The organism is Roseateles hydrophilus, from assembly GCF_026712245.1.
Classification (GTDB): Bacteria; Pseudomonadota; Gammaproteobacteria; order Burkholderiales; family Burkholderiaceae_C; genus Pelomonas; species Pelomonas hydrophilus.
Genome location: NZ_JAPPUY010000003.1, coordinates 211,929 through 238,428, shown reverse-complemented (window position 1 = coordinate 238,428; position 26,500 = coordinate 211,929). Strand labels below are relative to the sequence as shown.

The 26,500-nt window shown below is 71.7% G+C and carries 28 protein-coding genes; 19 read left to right on the top strand and 9 right to left on the bottom strand.

Going from position 1 to position 26,500, the window contains the following annotated elements; all coding sequences use genetic code 11:
- Positions 1-14 precede the first annotated feature (14 nt).
- On the top strand, positions 15-1,052 hold the full coding sequence (locus NYO99_RS12720; protein WP_268167582.1) for an NAD-dependent epimerase/dehydratase family protein: 1,038 nt from the start codon (positions 15-17) through the stop codon (positions 1,050-1,052).
- Positions 1,053-1,154: 102 nt separating this feature from the next.
- Here NYO99_RS12720 and NYO99_RS12715 read toward each other — a convergent pair whose 3' ends face one another.
- The gene (locus NYO99_RS12715; RefSeq protein ID WP_268167581.1) at positions 1,155-1,634 is read right to left on the bottom strand and encodes a helix-turn-helix domain-containing protein; all 480 of its coding nucleotides are present in this window, start codon (positions 1,632-1,634) and stop codon (positions 1,155-1,157) included.
- 150 nt (positions 1,635-1,784) lie between these two features.
- Here NYO99_RS12715 and NYO99_RS12710 point away from each other — a divergent pair, with 150 nt between their 5' ends.
- Positions 1,785-2,582: a PEP-CTERM sorting domain-containing protein gene (locus NYO99_RS12710; protein WP_268167580.1), complete on the top strand. Its 798-nt coding sequence runs from the start codon at positions 1,785-1,787 to the stop codon at positions 2,580-2,582.
- 101 nt (positions 2,583-2,683) lie between these two features.
- Here NYO99_RS12710 and NYO99_RS12705 read toward each other — a convergent pair whose 3' ends face one another.
- On the bottom strand, positions 2,684-4,924 hold the full coding sequence (locus NYO99_RS12705; RefSeq protein WP_268167579.1) for a helicase-related protein: 2,241 nt from the start codon (positions 4,922-4,924) through the stop codon (positions 2,684-2,686).
- Positions 4,925-4,976: 52 nt separating this feature from the next.
- On the bottom strand, positions 4,977-5,219 hold the full coding sequence (locus tag NYO99_RS12700) for a hypothetical protein (protein WP_268167578.1): 243 nt from the start codon (positions 5,217-5,219) through the stop codon (positions 4,977-4,979).
- 183 nt (positions 5,220-5,402) lie between these two features.
- Between NYO99_RS12700 and NYO99_RS12695 the strand changes: the two genes are divergently transcribed.
- Genes NYO99_RS12695 through arsC form a run of 5 tightly spaced genes read left to right on the top strand, consistent with a single transcriptional unit; the run spans position 5,403 to position 7,805 of the window.
- Complete coding sequence (locus NYO99_RS12695) at positions 5,403-5,729, top strand: ArsR/SmtB family transcription factor (RefSeq protein ID WP_268167577.1); 327 nt, start codon at positions 5,403-5,405, stop codon at positions 5,727-5,729.
- Positions 5,730-5,740: 11 nt separating this feature from the next.
- Positions 5,741-6,217, top strand: a complete 477-nt coding sequence (locus NYO99_RS12690; protein WP_268167576.1) for an ArsI/CadI family heavy metal resistance metalloenzyme — start codon at positions 5,741-5,743, stop codon at positions 6,215-6,217.
- Positions 6,218-6,220: 3 nt separating this feature from the next.
- Positions 6,221-6,724, top strand: a complete 504-nt coding sequence (locus NYO99_RS12685; RefSeq protein WP_268167575.1) for an arsenate reductase ArsC — start codon at positions 6,221-6,223, stop codon at positions 6,722-6,724.
- Between the two features lie 2 nt (positions 6,725-6,726).
- Positions 6,727-7,377, top strand: coding sequence for an aquaporin (locus tag NYO99_RS12680; RefSeq protein WP_268167574.1), 651 nt, complete (start codon positions 6,727-6,729; stop codon positions 7,375-7,377).
- Positions 7,374-7,805: an arsenate reductase (glutaredoxin) gene (arsC, locus tag NYO99_RS12675; protein ID WP_268167573.1), complete on the top strand. Its 432-nt coding sequence runs from the start codon at positions 7,374-7,376 to the stop codon at positions 7,803-7,805. Before NYO99_RS12680 ends, arsC begins: the two co-directional genes overlap by 4 nt.
- Positions 7,806-7,818: 13 nt before the next feature.
- Here the strand turns inward: arsC and NYO99_RS12670 are convergent, their stop codons facing one another.
- Together NYO99_RS12670 and NYO99_RS12665 are read right to left on the bottom strand one after the other, a co-directional pair.
- The gene (locus NYO99_RS12670; protein ID WP_268167572.1) at positions 7,819-8,127 is read right to left on the bottom strand and encodes a YkgJ family cysteine cluster protein; all 309 of its coding nucleotides are present in this window, start codon (positions 8,125-8,127) and stop codon (positions 7,819-7,821) included.
- 38 nt (positions 8,128-8,165) lie between these two features.
- Entirely contained in the window at positions 8,166-9,863 is a 1,698-nt protein-coding gene (locus NYO99_RS12665) for a GAF domain-containing sensor histidine kinase (protein ID WP_268167571.1), read from the bottom strand.
- Positions 9,864-9,976: 113 nt separating this feature from the next.
- On the opposite strand from NYO99_RS12665, the gene NYO99_RS12660 reads away from it, so the two are divergent.
- The 6 genes from NYO99_RS12660 to NYO99_RS12635 all read left to right on the top strand — a co-directional run bounded on the left by NYO99_RS12660 (position 9,977) and on the right by NYO99_RS12635 (position 13,503).
- Entirely contained in the window at positions 9,977-10,324 is a 348-nt protein-coding gene (locus tag NYO99_RS12660) for a YciI family protein (RefSeq protein WP_268167570.1), read from the top strand.
- 147 nt (positions 10,325-10,471) lie between these two features.
- A complete protein-coding gene (locus NYO99_RS12655) occupies positions 10,472-10,876 on the top strand; it encodes a YciI family protein (protein WP_268167569.1) in 405 nt (134 codons plus the stop codon).
- Between the two features lie 10 nt (positions 10,877-10,886).
- Entirely contained in the window at positions 10,887-11,330 is a 444-nt protein-coding gene (locus tag NYO99_RS12650) for an SRPBCC domain-containing protein (RefSeq protein ID WP_268167568.1), read from the top strand.
- Positions 11,331-11,341: 11 nt separating this feature from the next.
- Entirely contained in the window at positions 11,342-11,743 is a 402-nt protein-coding gene (locus NYO99_RS12645) for a VOC family protein (RefSeq protein WP_268167567.1), read from the top strand.
- Between the two features lie 10 nt (positions 11,744-11,753).
- Positions 11,754-12,239 carry a VOC family protein gene (locus NYO99_RS12640; protein WP_268167566.1) on the top strand — a complete coding sequence of 162 codons (486 nt, stop codon included), beginning with the start codon at positions 11,754-11,756 and terminating at the stop codon, positions 12,237-12,239.
- A 4-nt stretch (positions 12,240-12,243) separates the two neighbouring features.
- Complete coding sequence (locus NYO99_RS12635) at positions 12,244-13,503, top strand: RNA polymerase sigma factor (protein ID WP_268167565.1); 1,260 nt, start codon at positions 12,244-12,246, stop codon at positions 13,501-13,503.
- A gap of 57 nt (positions 13,504-13,560) precedes the next feature.
- On the opposite strand, the gene NYO99_RS12630 is transcribed toward NYO99_RS12635, so the two are convergent.
- A complete protein-coding gene (locus NYO99_RS12630; RefSeq protein WP_268167564.1) occupies positions 13,561-16,332 on the bottom strand; it encodes a TonB-dependent receptor in 2,772 nt (923 codons plus the stop codon).
- 247 nt (positions 16,333-16,579) lie between these two features.
- Between NYO99_RS12630 and NYO99_RS12625 the strand changes: the two genes are divergently transcribed.
- The 6 genes from NYO99_RS12625 to NYO99_RS12600 are packed head-to-tail and all read left to right on the top strand — an operon-like array spanning position 16,580 to position 23,006.
- Positions 16,580-17,806, top strand: a complete 1,227-nt coding sequence (locus tag NYO99_RS12625; RefSeq protein WP_268167563.1) for a cyanophycinase — start codon at positions 16,580-16,582, stop codon at positions 17,804-17,806.
- A gap of 12 nt (positions 17,807-17,818) precedes the next feature.
- Complete coding sequence (locus NYO99_RS12620; RefSeq protein ID WP_268167562.1) at positions 17,819-18,937, top strand: succinylglutamate desuccinylase/aspartoacylase family protein; 1,119 nt, start codon at positions 17,819-17,821, stop codon at positions 18,935-18,937.
- Positions 18,934-20,322 (top strand): YfcC family protein, encoded by a 1,389-nt coding sequence (locus NYO99_RS12615; protein WP_268167561.1) that lies wholly within the window; start codon positions 18,934-18,936, stop codon positions 20,320-20,322. Before NYO99_RS12620 ends, NYO99_RS12615 begins: the two co-directional genes overlap by 4 nt.
- A 19-nt stretch (positions 20,323-20,341) precedes the next feature.
- Positions 20,342-21,334 (top strand): GlxA family transcriptional regulator, encoded by a 993-nt coding sequence (locus NYO99_RS12610; protein ID WP_268167560.1) that lies wholly within the window; start codon positions 20,342-20,344, stop codon positions 21,332-21,334.
- Complete coding sequence (locus NYO99_RS12605; RefSeq protein ID WP_268167559.1) at positions 21,331-22,353, top strand: arginine N-succinyltransferase; 1,023 nt, start codon at positions 21,331-21,333, stop codon at positions 22,351-22,353. Before NYO99_RS12610 ends, NYO99_RS12605 begins: the two co-directional genes overlap by 4 nt.
- Positions 22,350-23,006, top strand: a complete 657-nt coding sequence (locus NYO99_RS12600; RefSeq protein WP_268167558.1) for an arginine N-succinyltransferase — start codon at positions 22,350-22,352, stop codon at positions 23,004-23,006. Before NYO99_RS12605 ends, NYO99_RS12600 begins: the two co-directional genes overlap by 4 nt.
- Positions 23,007-23,011: 5 nt before the next feature.
- On the opposite strand, the gene NYO99_RS12595 is transcribed toward NYO99_RS12600, so the two are convergent.
- Genes NYO99_RS12595 through NYO99_RS12585 form a run of 3 tightly spaced genes read right to left on the bottom strand, consistent with a single transcriptional unit; the run spans position 23,012 to position 26,342 of the window.
- Complete coding sequence (locus NYO99_RS12595; RefSeq protein ID WP_268167557.1) at positions 23,012-23,662, bottom strand: phosphatase PAP2 family protein; 651 nt, start codon at positions 23,660-23,662, stop codon at positions 23,012-23,014.
- Positions 23,659-24,324, bottom strand: coding sequence for a hypothetical protein (locus NYO99_RS12590; RefSeq protein ID WP_268167556.1), 666 nt, complete (start codon positions 24,322-24,324; stop codon positions 23,659-23,661). The genes NYO99_RS12595 and NYO99_RS12590 overlap by 4 nt, the downstream gene beginning before the upstream one ends.
- Positions 24,325-24,368: 44 nt before the next feature.
- Positions 24,369-26,342, bottom strand: coding sequence for a methyl-accepting chemotaxis protein (locus NYO99_RS12585; protein WP_268167555.1), 1,974 nt, complete (start codon positions 26,340-26,342; stop codon positions 24,369-24,371).
- Positions 26,343-26,500: the final 158 nt, after the last annotated feature.

Sequence of the window (26,500 nt, the reverse complement as noted above, 5' to 3'; positions counted from 1 at the left end):
ACCCTGGAGCCCGCATGAGCACCCCGTCCCGCATCCTCGTCACCGGCGGCACCGGCTACATCGCCGGTGTGCTGATCCGCCAGCTGCTGGCCGACGGCTGGCAGGTGCACACCACCGTGCGCGACCTGGCCCGCGAGCCGGCGCTGCGCAAGGCACTCGGCGCCAGCCGCGGCGTGAAGAAGGACCAGCTGCGCTGCTTCGCCGCCGACCTGATGGCCGACGCCGGCTGGGCCGAGGCTGCGGCCGGCTGCACGCATGTGGCGCATGTGGCGTCCCCGCTGCCCACCGGCGTGCCGCGCGATGCCAACGAGCTCATCGTGCCCGCCCGCGATGGCGCGCTGCGCGCGCTGAAGGCCGCGCGCGATGCCGGCGTGCAGCGGGTGGTGATGACGTCCTCCGTCGCCGCCATCGCTTATGGCCACGGCCCCGGCGATCGCCACTTCACCGAGCGCGACTGGACCAACCTCGCCGCGCCCGGCGTCCCGCCCTACGTGCAATCCAAGACGGTCGCCGAGCGTGCCGCGCGCGACTGGGTGGCGCGCGAGGGCGGCGGCCTGGAGTTCTGCACCGTCAACCCGTCGGTGGTGCTCGGGCCCGTGGCCAGCGCCGATTACTCGGCCAGTGTCGTCATCGTGCAGAGCCTGCTGCAGGGGCGCATCCCGGCGCTGCCGCGCATCGGCTTCGGCATCGTCGACGTGCGCGACGTGGTCGAGCTGCACCGCCTGGCGCTCACCGCGCCCGGCATGGCCGGCGAGCGCTTCATCGCCTGCGGTGGCTTCACGTGGCTGCGCGACATCGCTGCCGTGCTGCGCGAGGAACTGGGCGCGGATGCCCGCCGCGTGCCCACGCTGCAGCTGCCCGACTGGAGCGTGCGGCTGATGGCCAAGGTCAGCCCGCTGGTGCGCAATGCGGCCAGCGAGTTGGGCACGACACGACACCAGGATGCCAGCCATGCCCGCGAGGTGCTGGGCTGGGTGCCGCGGGCGCCGCGGGAGGCCATCCTGGCGTCGGCTAGGGATTTGCTGGCCCTGGGCATGGGGCCAACACGTTGACGTGCCATTCAGCAAGGCTGCGCCCGCAGGAACATCCTGTCTGTCGAGAAACTTGACAAGACCGGCAGGTCGGTGCGGGGGGCGGGGCGGCCCGGCGCTGGTTCAGCCCTCATAACGCCGCAACCCCTGTCGCATGGCGGCGGTCTCGCCATGCTCTAGGTGTGACTGGCGGATCATGCGCTGGCATTGACGCAGGCTGAGCGCCAGGCCGTAACTGCGCGACAGATGCGTGACCAGCAACTTGCCGCACCAGCCGGTCTGGACAAAACCCACGGCGCTGGGGGGACCCGCCAGGTCAGCACTCAACCGCATCTGCTGGATGGCCGTCAACCGGGCTGGCCGACCACCAGCGCGAAGCATGTGCAGTGCGGCGCAACCGCCGGAACGGTAGGCGCTCACCCAGCGCTCGATGCTGCGCGGGCTGCAGGCCAGCCATGCGCCGACGTGCATGCAACTGTGGTGCTGCGCCACGAGCAGCACTGCCAGAAGACGGTGCTGATATCGCGCCTCGTCATCCCGCTGTGCTGCGACATGCCAGGCGCGTTGAAGGGGCAACAGATCCAGGTCGGGTGTGGCACACATGGGGCATCAGCGAGATGGTTGGGGTGTGGCAGGTGTGCCGCGACAGCGGTTCTGTCGTGCCGTGCCGGAGGTTCGGCGCGCGGCATGAATGGTGCACCGCTTCGGTCTGATCGTTTTGCGTTCTCTCAACCACGCTTCAAGGAGCAGACCATGGCATCCACTTCTCTTGGCCTGTTGCGCAGCGTCGCTGCCGTCCTGGCCACCGTCAGCCTAGGCATCTCGGCGGCACCGCTGCACATGAGCCTGAGCTTCGGCGACCGCAGCGGCCCCGACGCGAATACGCTGAGCTCGACCTCTCTCGCTGCCATCCTGCGTGGTGATGCAGAGGGCCTTTTCTCCAGCGCCAACCTGCAGCATGCGAGTTTCTCCGGTGTCGGCATCCTTGGGGCGGGCAACGTCACCAGCGTCAGCGCCATTCGCAGCGGCACCGATTCCTACTGCGTCGACAAATGCCGGACCATCAGCGGGCACCTGTTCCAGGGAGGCGTGCGGAGCGGCTCCTACGCGCTCGACTGGTATTTCAACGACGCATTGGCGCCGGTTGGCGAATTCCCGCCGGGCTCTGGGCAGGCGCCGCTCAAGGATGTCGTCGCGCATCCGGCCTTCCCCGGCAGCGGGGACTACCCCGGGTACCTGGCAGCCTACACGCCCTACTCGGCCTATGCGAGCTTGTACGGCGCCAGGCTGACCCTGTTTGACCTGTTGGGCAACGACGTCTTCATCTCACTGTTCCAGAGTCACGACTGCACGGAGACGGGCTCGAGCTGCTCAGCCTTCGAGGTCGTGAATGACTTCGAGAAGCAGTTTTCCAATCCGGTGGACGGGCTGTTCATGCACTTCGTGGGCCCGGTCGGCCAACTGCCGGAGCCCGGTACCTTGGCTCTGCTTGGTGTTGCCATGCTGGGCCTGCGCAGACGGCAACGTCAGGCCCCTTCACCCGGCTGCTGACGCCTGCCTCATGCCTGACGAGTGCGTGATGGCCTGGCGGGCGGCAACGCTTGATGCGTGATCATCCCAAGGGAGGTGCCCGTGCGTGCTGCCCGGCCTGGCTACCGCCCCCGCCGCTGCCACAGCGGCCGCTTGCCCTTCAGCTGCCGTTCGATGCCGTCGTTCAGCCGGCCGCGCAGGTCGATGACCTCTTCCACGTGGCCGTACACGCCCGGGAAGCGAAGGTCCAGCCACAGCCACAGCGTGCAGATGCGCAGCGCCTGTTCCATGCGGTCCAGGCGGCCGTGCTGGTCGAACTCGTCCAGGAAGTGCGGCTCGCCGGCCTTGCCGGTGCGGGCGTGGTTGGTGGCCCAGCTCTGGAACTGGTCCAGCAGCATGGGCAGGCGCGCGTCCACTGGCGCTTGGGCGTACTTGAAGCGTTCGTTCAGCGGCAGCGCGATGGCGTTGCGGTCCAGCATGTCGGCCAGCTCCAGCATCTGCTCCAGCTCGGCCACGGCGAAGTGGGCGTCGTCCAGGCGCAGCTGCTGCATGAAGATGCTCAGCACCGCGTAGAGCTTGTTCACGCCCATGCGCTGCGAGATGGTCTGCACGTGGCGCCAGTTGGGCGCCACCGGGCACTTGAAGTCGCGCGGCGCGCGCGGCTCCTTGGGCAGCTGCTGGCGCAGGATCTTCATCGCCTCGGCCTCGGCCTCCTTCAGCACGCTGACGAAGCCTTCGTCATGCATGCCGTAGCGGCCCGCGCGGCCGGCGATCTGGTGCACCTCGCTGACGCTCAGCTCCCGGTCACCCACGCCGTCGAACTTGGTCAGCGTGGAGAACAGCACGCGGCGGATGGGCAGGTTCAGGCCCATGCCGATGGCGTCGGTGGCCACCAGGATGTCGCTCGCGCCCACCGCGAAGCGTTCGGCCTCGCGGCGGCGAACCTCGGGCGGCAGCGCGCCGTAGATGACGCTGACGGCGTGGCCGTTCTGCGAGATCTGGTCGCGCAGCATCAGCACGTCGCGGCGGCTGAAGGCCACCACGGCGTCGCCAGCCTGCAGGTGCGTCATGGGCACCGGTGCGGGCATCAGCTGCACCTGCTGCTTGCGCTCGAACACGCGGCGTTCGGCCTTCTCGCCGCACAACTGCAGCAGCCGCTCGATGGCGGGTGCCGCGTAGGCCGACGCGATGATGATGACCTCGCGCGCCGGCACGCCGACGATGGCCTGCGTCCACGCCCAGCCGCGCGAGTCGTCGAAGATCATTTGCGCTTCGTCGATCACGGCCACGTCGATCACGTCGCGCGTGTTGACCATCTCGATGGTGCTGCTCACCACGCGGGCGTTGGCGGCCGGCACGTTCTCCTCGCCGGTCAGCAGCGAGCAGGGCACGCCGCGGCCCACCAGCCGGTCGCGGCCTTCGAGGGCCAGCAGCCGCAGCGGCGCGAGGTAGGCGCCGTCCAGCGCCTGCGCCAGCCGCTCGAAGGCGGAGTACGTCTTGCCGCTGTTGGGCGGGCCCAGGTAGAGCGTCACCTTGCGGCCCAGCTTGCGGGCGGCGTCGAAGCTGTCCGGGTAGCCCTGGAAGGCCAGCTCGCGGCCCAGGCTGGCCAGCGTGCTTTGCTCTTCCACCTGCTGTTCCCAGCGGTCCTGCGCGCGGGTCAGTGCCGCCTTCAGGTCGTCGAACGGCATGGGCACGCCGCACTCGGCCTGCAGGCGCGGCAGCAGCGACGCGAGCTGGGCGCTGTCGCCCATGGCCTCACTGCGGGCCACGAGGTGGTTCAGGTGCAGGGCCAGCTCGGCCTTGAACGAGTACTCCGGTGCCTGGCCCAGGCCGTGGCGCAGCGCGGCGGTGTCGCCGTCGCGGAAGAAGGCCCACACCGGCGCCTCGGGCACCGGCACGCGGTGCGAGAGATCGATGCGCCAGCCTTCATGCGCCAGCGTCAGCGGGTGGATGCACAGCCGCGTGAACACCAGGCCCTCGCGGCGCAGGCCCAGGCTTTCCAGCTGATGCAGGCGCTGCTGAAGCTGCGGGCGTAGCGTGTTGGCCAGTGGCGTGGCGTCCAGCTGCGCCAGCGCGACGGGGATGTGGGCCGGGATGATCCAGCGGCTGGGGCGTGCGCCGCCGGCAGCCTTGGAGATCTGGATGGCGCCCAGTCGGTCCAGCGCGTCTTCGCTGCCATCGTCCAGGTCGCCGGGCGTCAGCACCTGCGGCAGCGCATGGGCGGCCTGGCGGATGCGGGCCCAGTCTTCGGGCGTGAGGCTGGCTGGCAGTCGCGACGCGTGGCGGGGTTGGGGCAGCGGGAACGCCGGCGCGGGCGGCTTGGCCGGTTTGGGCGGCTTGGAGGCAGGGACTTCGGAATTCACGCCGGAAGTGGAACACAGCCCGCGCCGCCACGGCGCTGCCCGGCGGGTGCCGTCAGCGTCCGGCGCGCTTGTCGCCCTGGCTCAGCAGCGCCCGCAGGTGCTTGCAGAGGTTTTCCCCGGTGGTCGTCAGCGCCAGCGAACCGCCGCGCCATTCCATCCAGTGCAGTTCGACGTAGTCATCGATGAAGCCCTCAGCGATCTCGGCCGCCCGGCGCTGCTTGAGCAGGTCCACGGTGGCGAGCAATCGGTCGCGCAGCATGTCTCGCCGCGTGGTGGCCGGGGCAGTCAGGATCATCGAGATCTCCGCAAGCGCTTGGCATCGTCAAGCTGGGGTCGAGTGGAACACAAGCGCGTGGCACCCTGATGTCGGTGCTGTGTAACCGGGTGCAGCGGCCGTGCAGACCCGGGCGGCCGCGACGACGCGAGTACGAGGCTTGCGTGTCTTGTGCCGCCACAACAATTCGAGTATTCTGGAAATATGGACGAGCAAGACGTGATCAAGGCCCTGGCTGCGCTGGCCCAGCCCGTGCGGCTGAAGGTGTTCCGCGCGCTGGTGGTGACGGGTGACGCCGGCCTCACGCCCGGCACCATGGCCGAGGGCCTGGGCATGCCGGCCAACACGCTGTCCTTCCACTTGAAGGAACTGGTGAATGCCGGCCTCGTCACGCAGGAGCGTGCCAGCCGCCACCTGATCTACCGCGCCGCCTACGGGCGCATGAATGCCGTGCTCGGTTACCTGACCGAGAACTGCTGCCAGGGCTCGGCCTGTGCCGTGCCCGCTGGCGCATCCCCGTCCTGTTGTTGAAGGAGCTTGTGATGAAGCGTTTCCATGTGCATGCCCATGTCGAGGATCTGCAGGCCAGCGTGGCCTTCTACGAGAAGCTGTTCGGCGTGGCGCCCACGCGGCTGGAGGCCGACTACGCCAAGTGGATGTTGGACGACCCGCGCATCAACTTCGCGATTTCCTCGCGCGGCGGCAAGCCCGGCGTGGATCACCTCGGCATCCAGGCCGACACGCCCGAGGAACTGGCCGAGCTGAAGGCCCGCGCCCGCGTGGCCGACGCCGCGCTGCTGGACGAAGGCGCCACCACCTGCTGCTACGCCGCCAGCGACAAGCATTGGGTGACCGACCCCCAGGGCATTGCCTGGGAGCATTTCCAGACCCTGTCCGACATCCCCACCTTCAGCGCCAGCCAGGCGGCGGCGCCGCAAGCTGCGTCGGCCTGCTGCCCCACCCCGTCGCGCGGCAAGCCGGTGGGCATTGCCGTCAAGTCCAACAACAGCTGCTGCTGATCCATGACCACCCACGTTCTCATCCTCTGCACCCACAACTCCGCCCGCAGCGTGCTCAGCGAGGGCATGCTCAATCACTGGGCCCGCCGCCTGGGTGTCGACGTGCAGGCCCACAGCGCCGGCAGCGCGCCCAGTGGCCGCATCAACCCCTTCGCGCTGGAGGCGCTGCGCAACGCGGGCGTGGACACCAGCGGCTATCGCAGCAAGAGCTGGGATGAGTTCACGACGCCTGACGCGCCGCCGCTGGCCATCGTCATCACGGTGTGCGACAGCGCGGCGGCCGAACAGTGCCCGGTGTTCTTCGGCGGCAACAGCCAGCCGGTCAAGGTGCACTGGGGCTACCCCGATCCCTCCAACGCCGAGGGCGGCGACGAAGGCAAGCGCCGCGCGTTCGAGCTGACGCGCCAGGCCATTGGCTATCGCATGTTGCAACTGCTGCAGCTGCCGCTGGCCAGCATGGACCGCGCTGCGCTGCAGCAGGCACTGACCGACATCGCCGGGCGCTGACCGTGGGGCTGGTTCGCAAGCTGGCCGCCGAGGGCCTGGGCACGGCGCTGCTGCTGGCCATCGTCATCGGCTCCGGCGTGATGGCCGAACAGCTGTCGGGTGGCAATGTCGCGCTGGCACTGCTGGCCAACACGGCAGCCACCGTGGGCGGGCTGTATGTGCTGATCGAGGTGTTCGGCCCGATCAGCGGCGCGCACTTCAACCCCGCCGTCAGCGCCGTGATGGCGTGGCGTGGCGAGCTGCCGCGCGCCGCGTTGCCGCCCTATGTGCTGGCGCAGCTGGCGGGCGCGGTGCTGGGCGCCTGGCTGGCGCATGCGATGTTCGAGCTGCCGCTGCTGCAGTTCTCCACCAAGCTGCGCAGTGGCACCGGGCAATGGGTGGCCGAGGCGGTGGCCACGTTCGGCCTGCTGCTGGTCATCCTGCGGGCGCCGGCGGGCCGGGCTTCGTCCATGGTGGCCGCCTACATCGGCGCGGCCTACTGGTTCACGGCGTCCACGTCCTTCGCCAATCCCGCGGCGGCCTTTGGCCGCATGTTCAGCGACAGCTTCGCCGGCATTGCGCCGGCCTGCGTGCCCGGCTTCGTCGCCGCGCAGCTGGCCGGCGCGGCGCTGGCAGTGCTGGCTCACCGCGCCCTGGGCGCTTTCCGGCCATGAGCGACATCACCGTCTTCCACAACCCCCGCTGCGGCACCTCGCGCAATGTGCTCGCGCTGATCCGCCATGCCGGCCTCGAACCCCGCGTCGTCGAGTACCTGAAGACGCCGCCCACGCGCGACGAGATCCGCGCGCTGGCTGCCGCCACGGGCCAGCCGCTGCGTGCGCTGCTGCGCGAGAAGGAGGCTGCGTTCACCGAACTCGGCCTGGCCGACCCGGCATTGGGCGACGACGCGCTGCTGGACGCCATCGCCCAGCACCCGGTGCTGCTGAACCGGCCGCTTGTCGTCACGCCGCTGGGCACGGCGCTGTGTCGGCCGTCCGAGGCGGTGCTGGCGCTGCTGCCGGTGGGCCCGTTGCCGCCGTTCACCAAGGAAGACGGCGAACTCATCCACGACAACGGCCACCGTCGCTCGCTTGTTCGCTGAGGCGCGCGCCCGCTCAGCCCAGACCGTGGGCCGCGCGGGCCTTGAGGCATTGCGTGTCGCCAGGCTGCACCTCGCGGCAGGTGCTGGCGCGCTGCGCGTAGATGGCGCAGCCCACCGCCCGCCCCACCTCGCCCTGCAGCGCCACGCAGCGCACGGGGCGGGCCTCGGTGCCGGCCATGCAGCGGTGCAGCGTGCCGACCGGCCGGGTCAGCGCCACGGGCACGGTGCCGCCGGGCGCGTCATCGGCCTCGGCCCAGTAGAAGGACACACGGAACTGCGCGCAGCAAGCGCCGCAGCGCTGGCAATCGAAGGCGGCGCTCATGGTGGCGGCGATTTTCGGGCCAGCCGGCCGCGCCCGGGCTACAAGGCCAGGGGCAGCTCCAGCCGCACGGTCGTGCCCTCGGCGGGCTGGCTGTCCAGCTGCAGGCTGCCGCCCAGCATGCCGCCCACCAGGCTGTGTGCGACGAACAGACCCAGCCCGCTGCCGCCGCGGCCGAAGGTGGTGGTGAAGAAGGGCTCGCAGGCGCGGGCGACGTCGGCGGCGGGCATGCCCACGCCGTTGTCCTGCAGCAGCAGCGCGAGCCGGCGCTCATCGGCGCACCGACGAACGCTGACACGCAGCTGCGCGGGCCGGCCGCTGCCCAGTGGCTGCAGCCCATGCAGGCAGGCGTTTTCCATCAGCTGCTCCAGCACCTGCAGCAGCGCCTCGGGATAGCTGTCCAGCATCAGCCCGGCGGGCAGCTCGCAGGCCAGTTGCACCTGCTCCACGCTCAGCCGCGCCTGCACGCGGGCCCAGGCGCGCAGCACGGCGTCGCGCAGGTCGAAGCGCGTGCGCTCGGCATGGCCGCTGCCGTCGGTGAGCTGGCGGAAGCGGCTGATCAGCCGCAGCGCGCGGTCCACGTTCTGCTCCACCAGCGTGGCGCCCTCGCGGGTCTGCGTCAGCCAGTCGGTCAGCTCCTGGCGCTTGAGCGGCTGGCCGCCCGCCAGGCGCTCGGCGAAGCCGGCGCTGCCCGCGCGCAGCGCGCTGGCGCTGAGCAGCGCATTGCCCAGCGGCGTGTTCAGCTCGTGCGAGATGCCGGACAGCAGCCGCCCCAGCGCGGCCAGCTTGCGGCTGTTGACCAGCTCGTCCTGCGCGGCCAGCAGCTCGCGGGTGCGCGCCTGCACCTGCTCTTCCAGCCATTGCGCGGCGCGCTGGCGTTCCTCGCTGCGGCGCGCCTGGTCGATGGCGATGCCGGCCAGGTGGCTGGCCGCGTGCAGCGCCGCCAGTTCCTCGGGCGTGGGGCGGCGCACCTCGCGGTAGTACATCGCAAAGCTGCCGATGACGCCGCGCTGCGGCCCGTGGATCGGCGCCGACCAGCAGGCCTTGAAGCCGTAGGGCAGTGCCAGGTCGCGGTAGTTCGTCCACAGCGGGTGCGTGGCGATGTTGTCGACGATGACCACGCGGTCATCGAACATGGCCGTGCCGCACGAGCCCGCCGTGGGCCCGATCTCGGCGCCATCCAGCGCCTGCATGTACTCGGCCGGCATGCGCGGCCCGGCGCCGGGGCGCACGTGGCGGCCGTCCAGGTCCAGCAGCAGCACGGTGCAGTACAGGCCATCAAACGGCGCCTCGATGAGCGCCGTCAGCCGCGCGAGCACGGGCGACAGCGGCTGGCCGGTGGCCACCATCTCCAACAGCTCGTTCTTCGCCTCGTTCAGCCGTTCGGCGAACTGCATGCGGCTGATGTCCACCATGCACACGGCCAGCTGCGCGCCGTCGTCGCGCAGGTTCAGGGTCAGGTGCAGTTCGTGGGGGCGATGCTCGCCGTTGCGGGTCTCGAAGGTCCAGCGCAGGCTCGCGGCGCCGTCCTGCTGCACCTGGGCCAGCAGTTCGTCCAGCAGCGCGGCGGATGCGCGGCCGTCGGGTTGGTGGGTCGGGCACAGCGCGGCCAGCGGCATGTCGCGCAGCGCCTGCGGGTCGTAGCCCAGCACCTTGGCGTGCCCGGAGGCCGCGCCGAGGATGGGCAGCCCGGGCGTGGCCGTCACCAGCAAGATCGCGACATGGGTCATGTCGTCCATCACGTCCTCCACAGAGTCGCGTGCTTAGGCAGATTACACCCCAGCCGCTGTGGCGGCGGGCCCCGGTGTCGCGTCAGAATCGCCGCCCGTTCCTATCCAAGATGGATGCCGCCATGCCGCAGATGCTGCTCATCGTCGAACCCCCGGGCCAGCGCGCCGAACGCGGCCGCGCCGACGGCGAGGTGGCCTACCAGCGCATGCTGGACTTTGCCGGCCTGCTGCAGGCCGAGGGCCTGCTGCTGGGCGTCAACTCCCTGGGCACGGCGGCCAGACGCCTGGCCAAACGCGACGGTTCGGTGCAGGTGCTGGACGGTCCGTTCGCCGAGGCCAAGGAGATGGTGGGCGGCTACTTCCTGCTCGACACCGACGACCCGGACGTCGCGCTGGCCTGGGCGGCCCGCTGCCCGGCGGCGGAGTGGGCCACCGTGGAAGTGCGCGGCGTGGGCCCCTGCTACCTGTGAGCCCTTCGCCGGGTACCGCCCCGCTGGACGCGGGCGGCCCGGAGATTCGGTAGTTTCCCGGGGGCTGTCGAGGCCGGTGTGCCTCGATCGTCGTGGCTTGGAAGGCAGCGCGTACCGCCTGCCCGCCACCTTTCAGGAGAGCCCTCGATGCGATTCATGATCCAAGTCCGCGCCAATGCCGTCAGCGAGCGCGGCGACCCACCCGGCCCTGAGTACGCCCCGCTGTTCGAGGCCATGGGTGCCTTCCACGGCGAAATGGCCCGCGCCGGTGTGCTGCTGGACGGTGCCGGCCTGCGCCCCAGCCGCGACGGCTGGCGCCAGCGCTACGGCGCCGACGGCCGCGTGGAGGTGCTGGACGGCCCCTTCGCCGAAGCCAAGGAGCTGATCGCCGGCTACACGCTGATCCAGGTGCGCGACGAGGCCGAGGCCCGCGCCTGGGCCCGCCGCTTCCCCATGCCTTTCGTCGGCATCGCCTGCGAGATCGAGGTGCGCCGGCTGTACGAAGAGGCCGACTTCGCGCCCGGTGGCGACATGGCCATCGGCGGCGCCTGAGGAGATGCGCATGCAAGACCTGCACTACGACATCGTCATCGCCGCGCCCGTGGCGCGCGTGTGGGACTGCATGTTCGACGCCACCACCTACGCCGACTGGACGCGTGCCTTCTGCGAGGGCTCGACCTACGAGGGCTCGTGGGCGCAGGGCGCGCGCATCGTGTTCCGCGACCCGGACGGCAACGGCATGGAGGCCATCGTCGACGAGCACCGGCTGCATGAGCGCCTGTCGCTGCGCCTGGTGGGCGAGATCAGCGCCGGCCGGCCCGTGGCCGACAGCCCGCTGGCCGCCACGCCGGCCCATGAGCGCTACGAGTTCAGCGCCCTGCCCGGGGGTGGCACGCAGCTGACGGTGCACCTGCAAAGCTGGAATGACGGCTTCCTTGCCTTCCTGCGAGACACCTGGCCCCGCGCGCTGCAGCGCCTGAAGGCCCTGGCCGAATCCACCCACTGACCGGACACCCCATGCACCAACAGATCTACGTCAACCTGCCCGTCAAGGACCTGCCGCGCAGCCGCGCTTTCTTCGAGGCGATGGGCTACAGCTTCAACCCGCAGTTCAGCAACGAAGTGGGTGCCTGCCTGGAGCTGGGCCCCAACCTCTACGCGATGCTGCTGACCGAAGACTTCGCGCGCGGCTTCACCAGCAAGCCGCTGGTGGACGCCACCACCGCCACGGAAGTGCTGGTGTGCCTGAGTTGCGAGAGCCGCGAGCAGGTGGACAGCCTCGTCGCCAAGGCCCGCGCCGCGGGCGCCGCCGTGCCGCGTGAGCCGCAGATCCACGGCGACTTCATGTACGGCCACGGCTTCGAGGACCTGGACGGTCACATCTGGGAGCTGGCCTGCATGACCGGCAGCCCCGCCTGAGGCGCCAGCCATGCGAATCCAGCAAAAGCTCACCCCCTTCATCTGGTACGAGCAGGGTGCCGAAGACGCGGTGGCGCACTACCTGCAGGTGTTTGGCAGCGGCCAGGTCATTCACACGCAGCGCTGGGGCGAGAACGCGCCCGGTGCGGCCGGCAGCGTCATGGTGGTGCAGTTCGAGCTGCTGGGCCAGCAGATGACGGCGTTCAACGGCGGCCCTCACTTCAAGCTCACCGAAGCGTTCTCGCTGATGGTGGCCTGCGAGGACCAGGCGGAGATCGACCACCTGTGGGAACAGCTGCAGGCCCAGGGCGGCAAGCCCAAGGCCTGCGGCTGGGTGGAGGACGCGTGGGGCCTGTCCTGGCAGATCATCCCCGCAGCCTGGTTCGACATGATCCGGGACCCCGACGCGGCCCGCGTGCAGCGCGTGTTCCAGGCGATCTGGGCCATGGAGAAGATCGACCTCGCCGCGCTGCAGCGCGCCTACGACGGGCAGTGAGCGCGTGAGCCATGCCGACATCGCCGCCGGCGTCTGGCGCCTGGAGCGCAGCCGCCTTGTCGGCGCGGCGGCCAAGCTGCTGCACGACCTGGACGAGGCCGAGGACTGCGCGCAGGACGCCCTCATCGCCGCGCTGGACAGCTGGCCGCGCGACGGCCAGCCCGCCAACCCGGCCGCGTGGCTGATGACCGCCACCCGCAACAAGGCGCTGGACCGGCTGCGCCGCCGCGCGATGCTGGCGCGCGAGCATGAGCACCTCGCGGCCGACGACGCGGCCTATGGCACCCACGTCGTGCCCGACTTCACCGAGCAGCTCGACGCCGCGCGCGACCAGGCCGCCATCGGCGACGAGCTGCTGCGGCTCATCTTCATCGCCTGCCACCCCGTGCTGCCGCGCGAGGCGCAGGTGGCGCTGACGCTGCGACTGCTGGGCGGGCTGGAGACCGCCGAGATCGCCCGGGCCTTCCTGCAGCCCGAGGCCACCGTCGCGCAGCGCATCGTGCGCGCCAAGAAGGCGCTCAACGGCCAGGCCTATGAGCTGCCGCCGGCCGAGGAGCGCGAGCAGCGCCTGGGCGCCGTGCTGGCCGTGGTCTACCTGATCTTCAACGAGGGCCACAGCGCCGGCAGCGGCGCGACGCTGCTGCGCCCGGCGCTGTGCGACGAAGCCCTGCGCCTGGCCCGCCAGCTGCAGCACCTGCTGCCGCAGGACGGCGAGGTGCACGGCCTGGCCGCGTTGCTGGAGATCCAGGCCTCGCGCCTGCCCGCGCGGCTGGACGCCGCAGGCCGCCCCGTGCTGTTGCCCGACCAGGACCGTCGCAAGTGGGACCGCCTGCTCATCCAGCGCGGCCTGGCGGCGCTCACGCAAGCGCTGGCGCTGGGCGAGCCCGGGCCGTACACGCTGCAGGCGTCCATCGCGGCCTGCCATGCGCGCGCGGCGCGCGCCGAGGACACCGACTGGCGCGCCATCGTGCAGGGCTATGACCGCCTGCTGGCGCTGAACCCCTCGCCCGTCATCGCGCTGAACCGCGCGCTGGCCATCAGCTTCGCCGACGGCCCGGCCGCCGCGCTGCCGCTGCTGGACGCGCTGGCCGCCGAGCCGCAGCTGCAGCGCTACCCCTACCTGGCCGGCGCCCAGGCCGATGTGCTGGAGCGCCTGGGCCGCGTGACCGAGGCCCGTGAGGCCTACCTGCGCGCTGCGGAGCTGCAGCACAACGAGGTGCAGCGCGCGCTGCTGCTGGAGCGGGCGACGCGCCTGGCCAACTGAACCGGTGCGTGAACCGGTGCGGCGCCCGATGCCCGCCCCGGTTCAGGCCGCGGCCCTTCAGCGCATCGCGTAGCTCAGGCTGACGAAGTAGCTGCGGCCGCGCGGGTCACCATAGGTCGGGTCCCAGGTGACCTGGAAGTAGCGCGACTGGTTGGTGAACGGCGGGGCCGTGTCGGCCAGGTTCAGCACGCCGGCGCGCAGGCGCAGCTGCGGCGTGATGCGGTAGCTGCCCGTCAGGTCCCACAGCGAGTAGGGCTTCACGTCGCGGTCGTTCCATTCCGGCGCGGCCAGGCCCGGCGTGTTCTGGTCGCGGTAGCCGGACAGGTAGGTGTTGGCCAGCGTCAGGCCGACGTCGCGCAGGTCCCAGTCCACGCTGAGCTTGTGGCGCCAGCGTTGCACGGCCTTGTCGTCGCGGAACTTGCCCAGGCCGTCCACCATGGGCGAGCGCGGGTCGGTGTTGAACTTGTACTCGGTGATCAGCGTGCCCGCCAGGCTGGCGCCGAAGCGGCCGTAGGCGGTGTTCTCGCCGCGCCAGGCCAGCGACACGTCCAGGCCCGAGGTGTCGAGCTTGCCGCGGTTCTCCTTCTTCACGTTGACGAACTCGACGAAGCCGTCGGAGAAGCGCTTCACGATGGTGGGGTCGTTGTAGTAGATCGGGTTGGTGAAGATGGTCTCCTCGCCGATCTCGGAAATGATGTCGGTCTTGCGGATGGCCCAGTAGTCGACGCTGCCGTTCCACTGCTTGTTCGGCTCGAACACCATGCCGATGTTGAACTGCTTGCTCTTCTCGGGCTTGAGCGCCGGGTTGGAGTAGCGGTCCACCGCCATCTGCGCGACCTCGCCGGACACCGGGTCCTTCACGAAGCTGGCCGTGATGCCGGAGCGCAGCGGGCGGAACAGCTCCGACACCGTCGGCGCACGGAAGCCGGTGCCGTAGGACGCGCGCGCCAGCAGCGTGCGGTCGGGGCGGAAGCTCAGGCCCAGCTTGGGGTTGGTGGTGTTGAGCTTGGGCGACGTGGTGTTGGTGGCGGCGTCGTAGATGCCGTCGTAGCGGTCGTGGCGCAGCGCCAACTGGCCTTCCCACTGCTTGGTGAACGGCGCGCTCAGCTCGGCGAAGGCGCCCATCACGTCGCGGTGGTGGTCGGTGTCGGCCAGCAGCGGGCCGGAGCTGGAGCGGTCGTTGTTGACGTCGTTGCTCTTGAGCGCATCGGTCGCGCGGAACTGCAGCTTCTCGCGGCGCAGCTCGGCGCCCACGGCCAGCATCAGGTCGCCGCCGGCCAGCGTGGTGAGCGCGCGGGTCAGCTTGCCGTCCAGGCTGGTGCTGCTGCCCTCGGCGATGCGCGCGGCGCCGTCGATGCGGATGCTGTTCATGAAGGCGCGGCCGGCGCTGGCGTCGCTGGCACGCTGGAAGGGGTTGTAGGCGCCCGCCTTGATGCCGGCTTCCAGCTTTGTCAGTGACACCCAGCCGTCGAGGTTGGTGTCGGTGGCTTTGTTGACGCTGTGGTTCAGCGCGACGTCGTAGTCCCAGTCGGCGAAACGGCCGTTGGCGCCGGCCACGACGCGGGTGGCCTGGCTCTCCACGCGGCTGATGCGCTTGCCGGCGTCTTCCAGGCGGAAGCGGAAATCCACCGCACTGGTGATGCCGGTGACGGCCTGCAGCGACGCCGGCAGCGTGATGCCCGAGGCGGTGCGGAAGCGCGCCGTGGCGGGTGAGGCGGCGTAGTCGGTGTCGGTCTTGGCGAACAGCGCCTCGATGAACAGCTGGTGCTCCTCGGCCAGCTGCAAGGTCGCGCGGCCGATGACGCTGGCCTTGTCGGACTTGGGGTAGATCTCCGAGCCGGCGACGTAGTCGTAGGAGCAGCCCTCGCGGCCGCCCAGGCCCAGCGGCTGCACGGAATTCGGGTTCAGCCCGCCGGTGCACGAGGCCTTGCCGAAGTTCACGCGGCGCGAGCCGGAGTTCACGCCACCCGGGTTCCAGGTGCCGTTGGCGTTGCTGCCCTTGAGGGCGGTGTTGGGGTTGGCCAGCACGAAGGCGTTCAGCGCGCTGAGCTGGCCGGACGTCAGGTCCACGTTGGCCGGGAAGCTGTTGCTGGACGTCTGCGGCGGCAGCCGCGTGGGCAGGCTGTATGCCTGGATGAAGTCGCGCTGGCTGGCGTCCAGCGCGTCGAGTTGCTGCACGTCCAGCGCGGCGAACACGTTGAAGCGGTCGCGCGCGAGGTCGCCGAAGCCGCCGGAGGCGCTGAACGTCGTCTTGCCGGCGCCGCCGTCCTGCGTGCGCAGGCCGTAGACGCTCAGGTCGGCGCCTTGGTAGTCCTTGCGGGTGATGAAGTTGATGACGCCGCCCATCGCATCGGTGCCGTAGATGGCGGAGGCGCCGTCCTTCAGCACTTCCACGCGCTGGATGGCGCCGGTGGGGATGTTGTTCAGGTCCACGCCGGCGTTGTCGCCCGGCGAGGCGAAGTTGGCCAGGCGCCGGCCGTTCAGCAGCACCAGCGTGCTGGACACGCCCAGGCCGCGCAGGTTGGCGCCGTTGAAGCCGCGCTGGCCGCCGGTCTGGTCGGTCACGCTGGCGCCGTCGGTCAGGCCGCCGACGTTGGACGTGATCTTCTGCAGCAGCTCGGCGGCCGTCGTCACGCCGGCCTTGTCGATGTCGGCGCGCTTGATGACGTCCACCGGCAGCGCGGCCTCGCCGTCGATGCGCTTGATGCTGGAGCCGGTGACCTCCACGCGTTCGAGCTTCTGGTCCTGGGCATGCGCGGTGAGCGCGGTGACGGTGAGCAGCGCGGCATGGGCCAGCGTGTGCAGCGAGAAAGAACGGGCTGGGGTCATAGGGCCTCGGGGTGTGGCGGTGAGCGGATGCCAATCAGGTTAGGGAGGCGCGTCGCGACTTGCCTATGGGGTTTGGGCGCGCCGGTCGCTTGCGCGCAAATGCGCGTCGCTTCCCGGCAAGCGGGCCGGGCGGCCTCGCCACAGCGCTTGCGTTGAAGCGACATGCAATTGCGTCCGCGGTGCATGGCGCACCGATGCGGGGCCCAACCCTGTGGCCGCCGCACAGGCCCGCTGACAACATGGCTGCATGAAGTTCGTGAAACCCCTTTTGTTGGCCGCCTTGCTGGCCGCCGGCGCCGCGCAGGCCGGCACGGCCATCGTCATCGGCGGCGCGCTGAAAACCGACAACGACGCCGTCTGGCAGCGCATCGTCGATGAGGCCGGCGGCGCGGGTGCGCGCATCGCCGTGTTCGCGACGGCGGCCGCCAACCCGGCGCGCAGCGGTGCGCAGATCGCCGCCGCGCTGAACCGCCGCGGCGCGCAGGCCGAAGTCATCCCGGTGGCGCCGCGCCTGGCCGGCGTGGACCTGGCCGCCAAGCTGGCCGACCCCGCGCTGATCGCGCAGGTCAAGGCCGCGCGCGCGGTGTTCTTCTCCGGCGGCGCGCAGGAGCTCATCGTCGACACGCTGCAGCCCGGCGGCCAGCCCACCGCGATGCTGAAGGCCATCCGCGAGGTGTTCGACGGCGGTGGTGTCGTGGCCGGCACCAGCGCCGGTGCGGCCATCATGAGCCGCATGATGTTCCGCGACGCGCAGGACAACCTGGACATCCTCAAGGGCCGCTGGCGCGAGCGCCGCGAGTACGACCGCGGGTTGGGCTTCGTCGGGCCCGACCTCTTCATCGACCAGCACTTCCTCAAGCGCGGCCGCATCGGCCGCATGCTGCCGGCCATGCGCGCCTTCGGCTACCGGCTGGGCCTGGGCGTGGAGGAGGACTCGGCCATCGTCGTCAAGGGCACGGCGGTGGAGGTCATCGGCGCGCGCGGCGCGCTGCTGGTGGACCTGTCCGACGCCAGCAGCGATGCGCGGCTGCCGCACTTCAACCTGCGCGGCGCACGCCTGAGCTACCTGGACCGCGGCGATCGCCACGACCTCGCCACCGGCGTCACCACGCCCGCCGCGCACAAGCTGCGCGAGCCGCGCATCGACCCCACCGCCAGCGACTACAAGCCCTACCTGCGCGCCGACACCTACTTCCTCGACATCCTCGGCGACAACACCCTCGTCACCGCGATGGCCCAGCTGCTGGACAGCCCGGCGCCCGAGGTGCGCGGCCTGGCCTGGCGCGCGCGGCCGCGCGGCGGCGACGCTGCGCCCGACGTGGGCTTCGAGTTCCGGCTCTACAAGGGCGCGGGTCTGACGGGCTGGTTCAGCGGCGCGCTGGGCGGCGAGGACTACACCGTGCTGAACGCGCGGCTGGACGTGCAGCCCGTGCGCGTGGCCACGCCCTTCGTGACGCCGATCACCGCGCCCTGAGCGCCCTGCCCGATGCGAACCCTGATCCACGACCTGCCGGCCGCCAGTGCCGGCACCACCCACTGCCTGCGCAGCCTGCACTTCGGACGCGGCGTGTCCGGCCGCAAGGCCTATCTGCAGGCCGCGCTGCATGCCGACGAGGTGCCGCCCATGCTGGTTGCGCAGGCGCTGGCGCAGCGGCTGCAGGCGCTGGACGACGCCGGCGCCATCGACGGCGAGATCGTGCTGGTGCCCATGGCCAACCCGCTGGGCCTGGCGCAGCACCTGCAAGGCAGCGCCTTCGGCCGCTTCGACCTCGCCACGGGCCTGAACTTCAACCGCCGCTTCAGGCACCTGACGGCGGCGCTCATCCCGCGGCTGGAAGGCCGGCTGGGCGCCGACCGCGACGCCAATGCGCGCGCCATCCGCGCGGCCAGCGCCGCGCTGCTGCAGGCCTGGCAGCCGGCCGATGCCGCCGAGGCGCTGAAGCGGCTGCTGCAAGGCCTGGCGGTCGATGCCGACCTGGTGCTGGACCTGCACTGCGACAACGAGGCCGTCATGCACGTCTACACCGCCACGCCGCAGGCCGCGGCCCTCGCGCCGCTGGCCGCCCGGCTGGGCGCGCAGGCGCTGCTGGTGGCCGAGGTGTCGGGCGACGAGCCCTTCGACGAGACCGTGGCGCGCACCTGGTGGGAGCTGGCCGCGCACTTCGACGGCCGCTTCCCCATCGACCCGCTGGGCTGCCTGGCCGCCACCGTGGAGCTGCGCGGCGAGACCGAGGTGTCGCAGGCGCTGGCCGAGCAGGACGCCGACGCGCTGCTGGCCTTTCTGCAGGACACCGGCCATGTGCGGGGCGACGCCGCACCCGCGCCGCCGGCCTGTGCCGCCACGCCGCTGGAGGGCGTGGAGCCGGTCACCGCGCCCGTGCCCGGCGTCGTCGTGTTCGCCAAGGCGCCAGGCGACTGGGTGGCCGCCGGCGAGCTGGTGGCCGAACTCGTCTGCCCGCTGTCCGATGCGCGCACGCCGCTGCACGCCCGCGCCGCCGGCCGCTGCTTTGCCCGCACGTCGCGCCGCTACGCCACGCGCGGCATGCGGCTCATGAAGATCGCCGGCGCCACCCCGTGGCGCAGCGGCAACCTGCTGTCGCCATGAAGCTCAAGCTCCCCAACACCTTCGTCCTGCTGCTGGCCCTGCTGGCGCTCATTGCGCTGGCCACCTGGGTGGTGCCGGGCGGCCGCTTCGAGACCGAGCTGGTCAACGGCAAGCCGGTCGTCGTCGCCGGCAGCTTCCAGCCCGCCGCGGCCAAGCCGCAGGGGGTGGTCGCCTTCCTCACCGCGCCCATCAAGGGCTTCGTGGAGGCGGCGCTCATCATCGGCTTCGTGCTCATCGTCGGCGGCGCGTTCGCCGTGCTGCAGAAGACCGAGGCCATCGACGCGATGATCAAGGCCGTGGCCCGCGCGCACCGGCAATCCGCGTGGGTGCGGGCGGCCGTCATCCCTGGCTTCGTCACGCTGTTCTCGCTGGGCGGCGCCACCTTCGGCATGGCCGAGGAGGCCATCCCCTTCGTGCTGATCTTCATCCCGCTGGCGCTGGCGCTGCGGCTGGACTCGCTGACCGGCGTGGCCATCCCCTTCGTCGGCTCGCAGGTGGGCTTCGCCACCGCCTTCCTGAACCCGTTCAACGTCGGCGTGGCGCAGGGCATCGCCGGCGTGCCGCTGTTCTCCGGCATCGGCTACCGCGCGATCTGCTGGGCCATCGCGACGGGGCTGACCATCGCCTTCCTGATGTGGTGGGCCGCGCGCATCCGCCGCCAGCCCGAGCTCAGCCCCAGCTTCGCGCTGGACGAGGAGCGCCGCCGCACGCTGGACCTGGCCAGCTTCGAGGCCTTCGCCGGCATGACCGGCCGCCAGCGCGCCGTGCTGTGGCTGTTCGCCGCCACGCTGGTGGGCATGATCGCGGGCGTCGTGCGCTGGGGCTGGTACATCGAGGAGATCGCCGCGCTGTTCCTCGTCATGGCCGTCGCGGTGGGGCTGGTGGCGCGGCTGTCGGCCGACGACATCGTCGCCGCCTTCCTGCACGGCGCGCGCGACCTGGTCGGCACGGCCCTCGTCATCGCGCTGGCCAAGGCCACCGTCATCCTGCTGCGCGACGGCCAGATCATCGACACGATGCTGCATGCGCTGGCGCCGCTGGTGGGCTCGGAGAACCCGGTGTTCGCCGCGCAGAAGATGTTCCTGATCCAGTCGGTCATCAACTTCTTCATCCACTCCGGCACCGGCCAGGCGGCGCTGACCATGCCGCTGATGGCGCCGCTGGCCGACCTGGTGGGCATCACGCGCCAGACCGCCGTGCTGGCCTTCCAGTTCGGCGAGCTGACGACGGCCGTCATCCCGACGTCCGGCATCACCGTGGGCGTGCTGGCGCTGTCGGGCATCCCCTACGGCACCTGGGTGCGCTGGATGCTGCCGCTGCAGGCGGCCTACCTCGTCATGGCACTGGCGCTGCTGGCCATCGCCGCCAGCATGGGCTGGGCGTGACGGCGGCCACAATGCGCGCATGACCCCCGCCCCGCTGCGCCGTGTCGGCCTGGTGTTGCAGCCCGGCTTCCCGGCGCTCGCGCTGGCGGGCGTGCTCGACAGCCTGGCCGCCGTCAACGCGCTGCAGGACGAGGCCTGCTACCGCGCCGACTGCCTGTCCGCCGCGGGCGGGCCGGTGGCGTCGTCCAGCGGGCTGCAGGCGCTGACCCAGCCCTGGGCGCTGGCCGCCGACTGGCATGCCGTCTTCCTGCTCAGCGCCGAGGCCGGGCCGGCCGACCCGCTGCTGTCGGCCGCGTTGCGCGCCTGGGCCGCGCAGGGCGCCGTGCTGGCGGGCGTGGACGCCGGCGCCGCCGCGCTGGCCGCGGCCGGCCTGCTGGACGGCCAGCGCGCCTGCGCCGACTGGGCGCAGCTGGACACGCTGGCCGACGCCTACCCCGCGGTCGCCTGGGCGGCCGGCCTGTGGGAGATCGCCGCGGACGGCCGCCAGCTCAGCTGCGCCGGCGGCACCGCCAGCCTGGACCTGTGCTGCGCCTGGCTGGCCGCGCAGCATGGCGAGCGCGTCGGCCAGGAGCTGGCGCAGGCGCTGGGCCTGAAGGGCCTGCGGCCGCGCGACGAGCGCCAGCGCGCCGGCTACAGCGAGCAGCGCGGCGCCGGCAGCCCCAAGCTGGCCGAGGCGCTGGCGCTGATGGAGGCCAACCTCGCCGAGCCGCTGCCCACCGAGGAGGTGGCACGGCTGGTGGGCGTGTCGCGCCGGCAGCTGGAGCGGCTGTTCAAGCAGCACCTGGACACGCTGCCCTCGCGCCACTACCTCGCGCTGCGCCTGGCCCGCGCGCAGCGGCTGCTGCAGCAGAGCAGCCAGTCCATCCTGCAGATCGGCCTGTCCAGCGGCTTCGCGTCGGGGCCGCATTTCTCCAACGCCTACAAGGCCCACTTCGGCCACACGCCGCGCGACGAGCGCAGCCGCCGCGCGCTCGCCTGGCGCAGCGGCACCCCCACGGGAGAGACCTCATGAACCACCTGCTGCTGCGCCCCGTGGCGGCGGCCGACCTTGCCGACCTGCACCGCATGGCCGCCGCCAGCGCCGATGCGATCAGCTCGCTGCCCAACGATGAGGCCAAGCTGCGCCGGCGCATCGCCGCGTCGCTGCAGGCCTTCGCCAGCCCCGACGACGCCAGCGGCGAGGAGACCTACCTCTTCGTGCTGGAGGACACCAGCGCCGGCCGGCTCGTGGGCTGCTCGGGCATCGCCGCCAGCGCCGGCTTCTTCGACCGCTTCTACAGCTACCGCAACGAGTTCGTCGTGCATGCGAGCGCCGCGCTGGGCGTGTCGCAGCGCATGCACACGCTGCACCTGTGCCACGACCTGACCGGCGCCACGCTGCTGACCTCGTTCTACCTCGACCCTGCCTACGAACACGGCCCGGCCGCCCAGCTGCTGAGCCGGGCGCGGCTGCTGTTCATCCAGGCGCATGCCGAGCGCTTCTCCGAGCGCATCGCGGCCGAAAGCCCCGGCGTGACCGACGCCGCCGGCCAGAGCCCGTTCTGGGACGCCGTCGGCCGGCGCTTCTTCGGCATGGACTACCCCGAGGCCGAGGCCGTCATCGGCGGCCGCAGCCGCGCCTGCATCGCCGAGCTGATGCCGCCGTCGCCCGTCTACGTGGCGCTGCTGCCCGAAGCCGCGCAGTGGGCCATCGGCCAGCTGCACCCGGTGGGCGAGATCCCGTTCGGCATCCTGCAGGACGAGGGCTTCGACGCCGACAGCTATGTGGACATCTTCGACGGCGGCCCCACTGTGGAGGCGCCGCTGGCCTCGCTGCGCAGCGTGCGGCTGGCGCGCGAGGTGACGGTGCAGGCCGAGGCGGCGGACGGCCCGCGCCGCTTGCAGCTGCTGGTGCGGCCGGCGCGCGAGCGCTTCGCCGCCGTGCTGGCCCGCGCGGGCGACCAGCCCACGCCCGAGGACACCGGCGCCATGGCCGCCAGTGCCGGCGAGCGGCTGCTGGCCGTGCCGCTGCAACCGGAGGGCCAGGCATGAGCGACCTGCGCATCGACACCACGGCCGATGGCCACCGGCTGGCCCTGCCCGATGGCAGCGCGTCGCTGCGGCTGGTGCCGCGGCTGGGCCTGGCGCTGCCGCGCTACCACTTCCACATCGGCCGCGTCGTGCACGCGGCGCAGGAGCTCGCGCTGTTCCGCGTGCAGACCACGCTGCTGCTGGGCAACGACCACACGGGCCAGGCCGAGCTGGCCGACCTGCAGCTCGCGCCCGGCCTGGGCGCCGCGCAGCAGACGGCCGCGCTGGGCGCGCTCATCGCCGCCGCCCAGGCGCTCATGCAGCAGCACCCGCAGGATTTCGGCGACGCGCTGGTGGCCGAGCTGCCGGGCTGGCGCGATGCTGCGGGCGCGTCGCCGTTCTGGCAGGCGCTGGGCGCGCGCTTCTACGCCGGCGACCCGGCCGAGGCGCAGGCCCGGCTGGGCGCGGCCTGGCGCAGCCACCTGGCTGCGCTGCTGCCGCGTCAGACCATCTACCTGTCCTTCCTCGGTGCCGCGGCCGAGGCCAGCCTGGCCCGCGCCGACGACCGCGCGCTGCCGGCACTGGCCGCGCTGCGCGCCGCCGGTTTCCAGCGGCCGGTGCATGCGCGCATCGACGACGGCGGGCCGGTGCTGGTGTGGCGTGCGCCGGGCTGAGCGCGTCAGCCCGGGCCGCGTGCGTCGCGCAGGCGTGCCGCGAGGCTGAACCACAGCGCCGCCCAGCCGACGCCAAAGGCCCAGCCGGCCAGCACGTCACTGGCCCAGTGCACGCCCAGCACGACGCGGCTGGTGCCGATCAGCGCGGCCAGCAGCGTCGCCACGGCGAGCAGGTAGAGCCGCTCGGCACGCCGGCCGTGGCGTTGCGCGAGCAGCACGCCCAGCGTCAGGTAGAACACGGCCGACATGCTGGCGTGGCCGCTGGGAAAGCTCAGGCCGTCCTGCACCAGCGCGGCGAAGGCGGGGTCGGGCCGGGCGCGCTCGAACACGGCTTTCAGCCCGTCCAGCGCCAGCACGCCGCTGACCATGGCCGCAGCCACGGCGGCCGCCCGCGCGGGCCGGCCCACGCTGAGCAGGTAGCCGGCGGCCAGCAGGGTGAACAGCGTCAGCACCGGCGTGCCGCCCAGGCTGCTGGCGTCGAGCATGGCGCGCGTCACGGCCGGGTGGGCGGCGCGCCACTGCTGGGCGAGTTGCAGCGCAGCCTGGTCCCAGCCGGCGGTGGCGCCGTGGTGCATGGCCAGGCCCAGCAGACCGAAGCCGATGAAGAAAATCAGCGCCAGGCCCAGCGGGCGGCGTGCCGTGTTGCGGGCGCTCATGGGTGCTGCAGCAGCGTGCGCGCGGCCTCGACGCGCAGGGCCAGCGGCGCGCTCTCGTCGTCCAGCACGCGTTGCAGAAACTGGCGCGGGTCCAGCCGCGGGCCGGGCTGGGGGGCGGTGGTGGTTGCTGCCGGTGCCGCGCTGATGGGGGCTACGGGCTGCAGCGCGCGCAGTGCGGCGTCGAAGGCGGCGGGCGGGATGCTGGTGAGCCGGCCCAGCAGGTCGGCCTGGCCGTCGGCGCTGGGCGGGATGTCCAGCCAGGGCGTGTCGGCGAAGACAGGGGCGAGGTCGGGCGCGATGAAGGCGGACCAGTTGCCGCTGGCGGCGTCCTGCGCCGGCAGCGTGGGCCGGCTGCCGTCGGCCCAGGGCCGCAGCCGGGCCGGTGCCACATCGGGCAGGTAGCGGGCCTGCAGCGCGGCCAGGAAGTCGGCCGCACGGGCGGTGGTGACGGGCTGCTGCAGCGAGAACCACAGCTGCAGCCCGTCGGTGCCAGACACGGCAATGGCCGGCGCGGGCAGGCCCAGGTCGGCCTGCACGCCGCGCCACAGCGGGCCCAGGGCGGTCCAGTCGGCCGGCCGGGCCAGCTCCAGCACCAGCGTGTGGGTGAGGCCGGCGTCGGCGGGCGGGTACAGGCGTTGCAGTTCGGTGAGCAGGCGGTTCATGGCGGCCGCGAATCTACACCGCCAGCCGCCACCGGCCAGGCCACTCAGGGCAGCCGGAACACCCCCACGGCGGCCGCCAGCTGCTCGGCCTGCTGGCGCATCGAGCTGGCTGCCGCGGCGGTCTGCTCGACGAGCGCGGCGTTCTGCTGCGTCATCTGGTCCAGCTCCTGGATGGAGGCGCCGACCTGGGCGATGCCTTGCGACTGCTCGCGGGCACCGTTGGCGATGCTGCCCAGCAGCTCGCCCACCTGGTGGGTGCTGTCCACGATGGCGCGGATGGTGGTGCCCGCCTCGGCCACGATGCGCTGGCCGCCGTCGACGCGTTCGCCGCTTTCCAGGATGAGCTGCTTGATCTCGCGTGCGGCCGACGCGCTGCGCTGGGCCAGCGCGCGCACCTCGCTCGCCACGACCGCAAAGCCCCGGCCCTGCTCGCCGGCCCGGGCGGCTTCGACGGCGGCGTTCAGCGCGAGGATGTTGGTCTGGAAAGCGATGCTGTCGATGACGCCGATGATCTCGCCGATGCGGCGGCTGGAGGTTTCGATGCCAGACATGGTGTCCACCACCTGAGCGATGACCTCGCCGCCGCGCTGGGCCAGCTGCGCGTTGCCATCGGCCGAGCGGGCGGCCTGACCGGCGCCGTCGGTGGTGCTGGCCACGGTGGCGCTGATCTGCTCCATCGCCGAGGCGGTTTCCTCCAGGTTGGCAGCGGCTTGCTCGGTGCGGCGGGACAGGTCCAGGCTGCCTTCGGCGACTTCCTGCGACGACTGCATGATGGCGTCGGCCGCTTCGCGCACGTCGCGCACGGTGCCGCGCAGCGAGGTCTGCATCTCGGCCAGCGAGCGCAGCAGGTCGGCGGTTTCGTCGCTGCCCTTGGGGACCAGCGTGTCGGTCAGGTCGCCGGTGGCCATGGCGTGCATGCGGCGGGTCAGCGTGCGCATGCCGGACTTCATCGACAGGTAGAAGCAGTAGAAGAAGTACAGCCCGCCCAGCACCATCACGCTGACGATGGCGATGGCCACCGTGATGCGCGACACAAGGCGCTCCTCGCGGGCCTGCAGCAGGCCGTCCAGCTCGTTGGCCACGTCGCGCTGCAGCGTACTCAGCGACTGGATGGCCGCCGAGGCTTGCTTGACGATCTCGGCCGGCGCGGGCAGCTCGGCCGCCTGCTGCATGACCAGCGGGCTCAGCTGCGCGATCAACGCCTTGACGGGCTTCAGGTGATCCAGGTGCTGGGCCACCGGCAGTGTGGGGTTGAACTCGGTGACGCGCCCCAACTCGGACGCCACGGTCTCGACCAGCTTCTTGTCTACCGCCATGCGGGCGGCGGCCTGTGCGGTGAGCCGGGCGTTCTGTGGGTCGGCGGCCAGGCTGGCCAGCGCGGCACGCGTGAGGCCCAGGTTCTCCAGCAGGTCAGGCAGGTGCACGGTGCCGACCATCATCAGGTAGTAGGAGTCGCCCTCGGGGTCCAGCGCGAGGCCGCTCACGTCCACGAGATGCTGGGTCAATTCGCCCAGCTGCGCGCTGATCTCCACATAGGGCTTGCGCACCTCGGCAGCGCTCAGGCCGCTGGCCTGGCTGTCCGCCGCCTGGCGCGCGGCCGTCAGGGCCTGCCAGTGCTCGGTGCCGGGGTCGGGCAGGGTGTCCAGCAGGGGCTTGCCGTCCTTGGCGAGCGCGTCCATGGCCGCCTTGAAGCGCTGGCGCAGTTCGGCCACATCGGGGCGTTCCACGCCATTGGCCTGGTCCACCAGCGCGCGGCGCAGCAGCTGCGTGGCGTCCATCGCCGGGATCACCAACTGCACGCCGCGCAGGCCGGTGCGCTCCAGCTGCGTGGCCGCGATGGCGGCCTGGCGGTCGGCAACCAGCAGGTAGGTCGTGAACAGGATGGGCACCAGCAGGAACAGCAGGATCACGGTGGCCTTGGCCGTGAAGCGCATGTTGCGGAACCAGGACACGCCCGGGCGGGCCCATGACGGGGTGCTGCTGGGCTCGGAGGGCAGGGAAGCGCGCGGATGAGACATGGACGATGTGCGGTCAGCGGCCCGTGGCGCGGGGGGCGCGGCGGGACCTTCGGAGACGGAAAGCCGTTGCGGCGCCGCGAGTGTTTCGTCAAAAGTGATGAGGCCCTGTGATTTTTCGCAACGCATCGCGCGATGGGCGTGGATTTGTTCCCACTGCG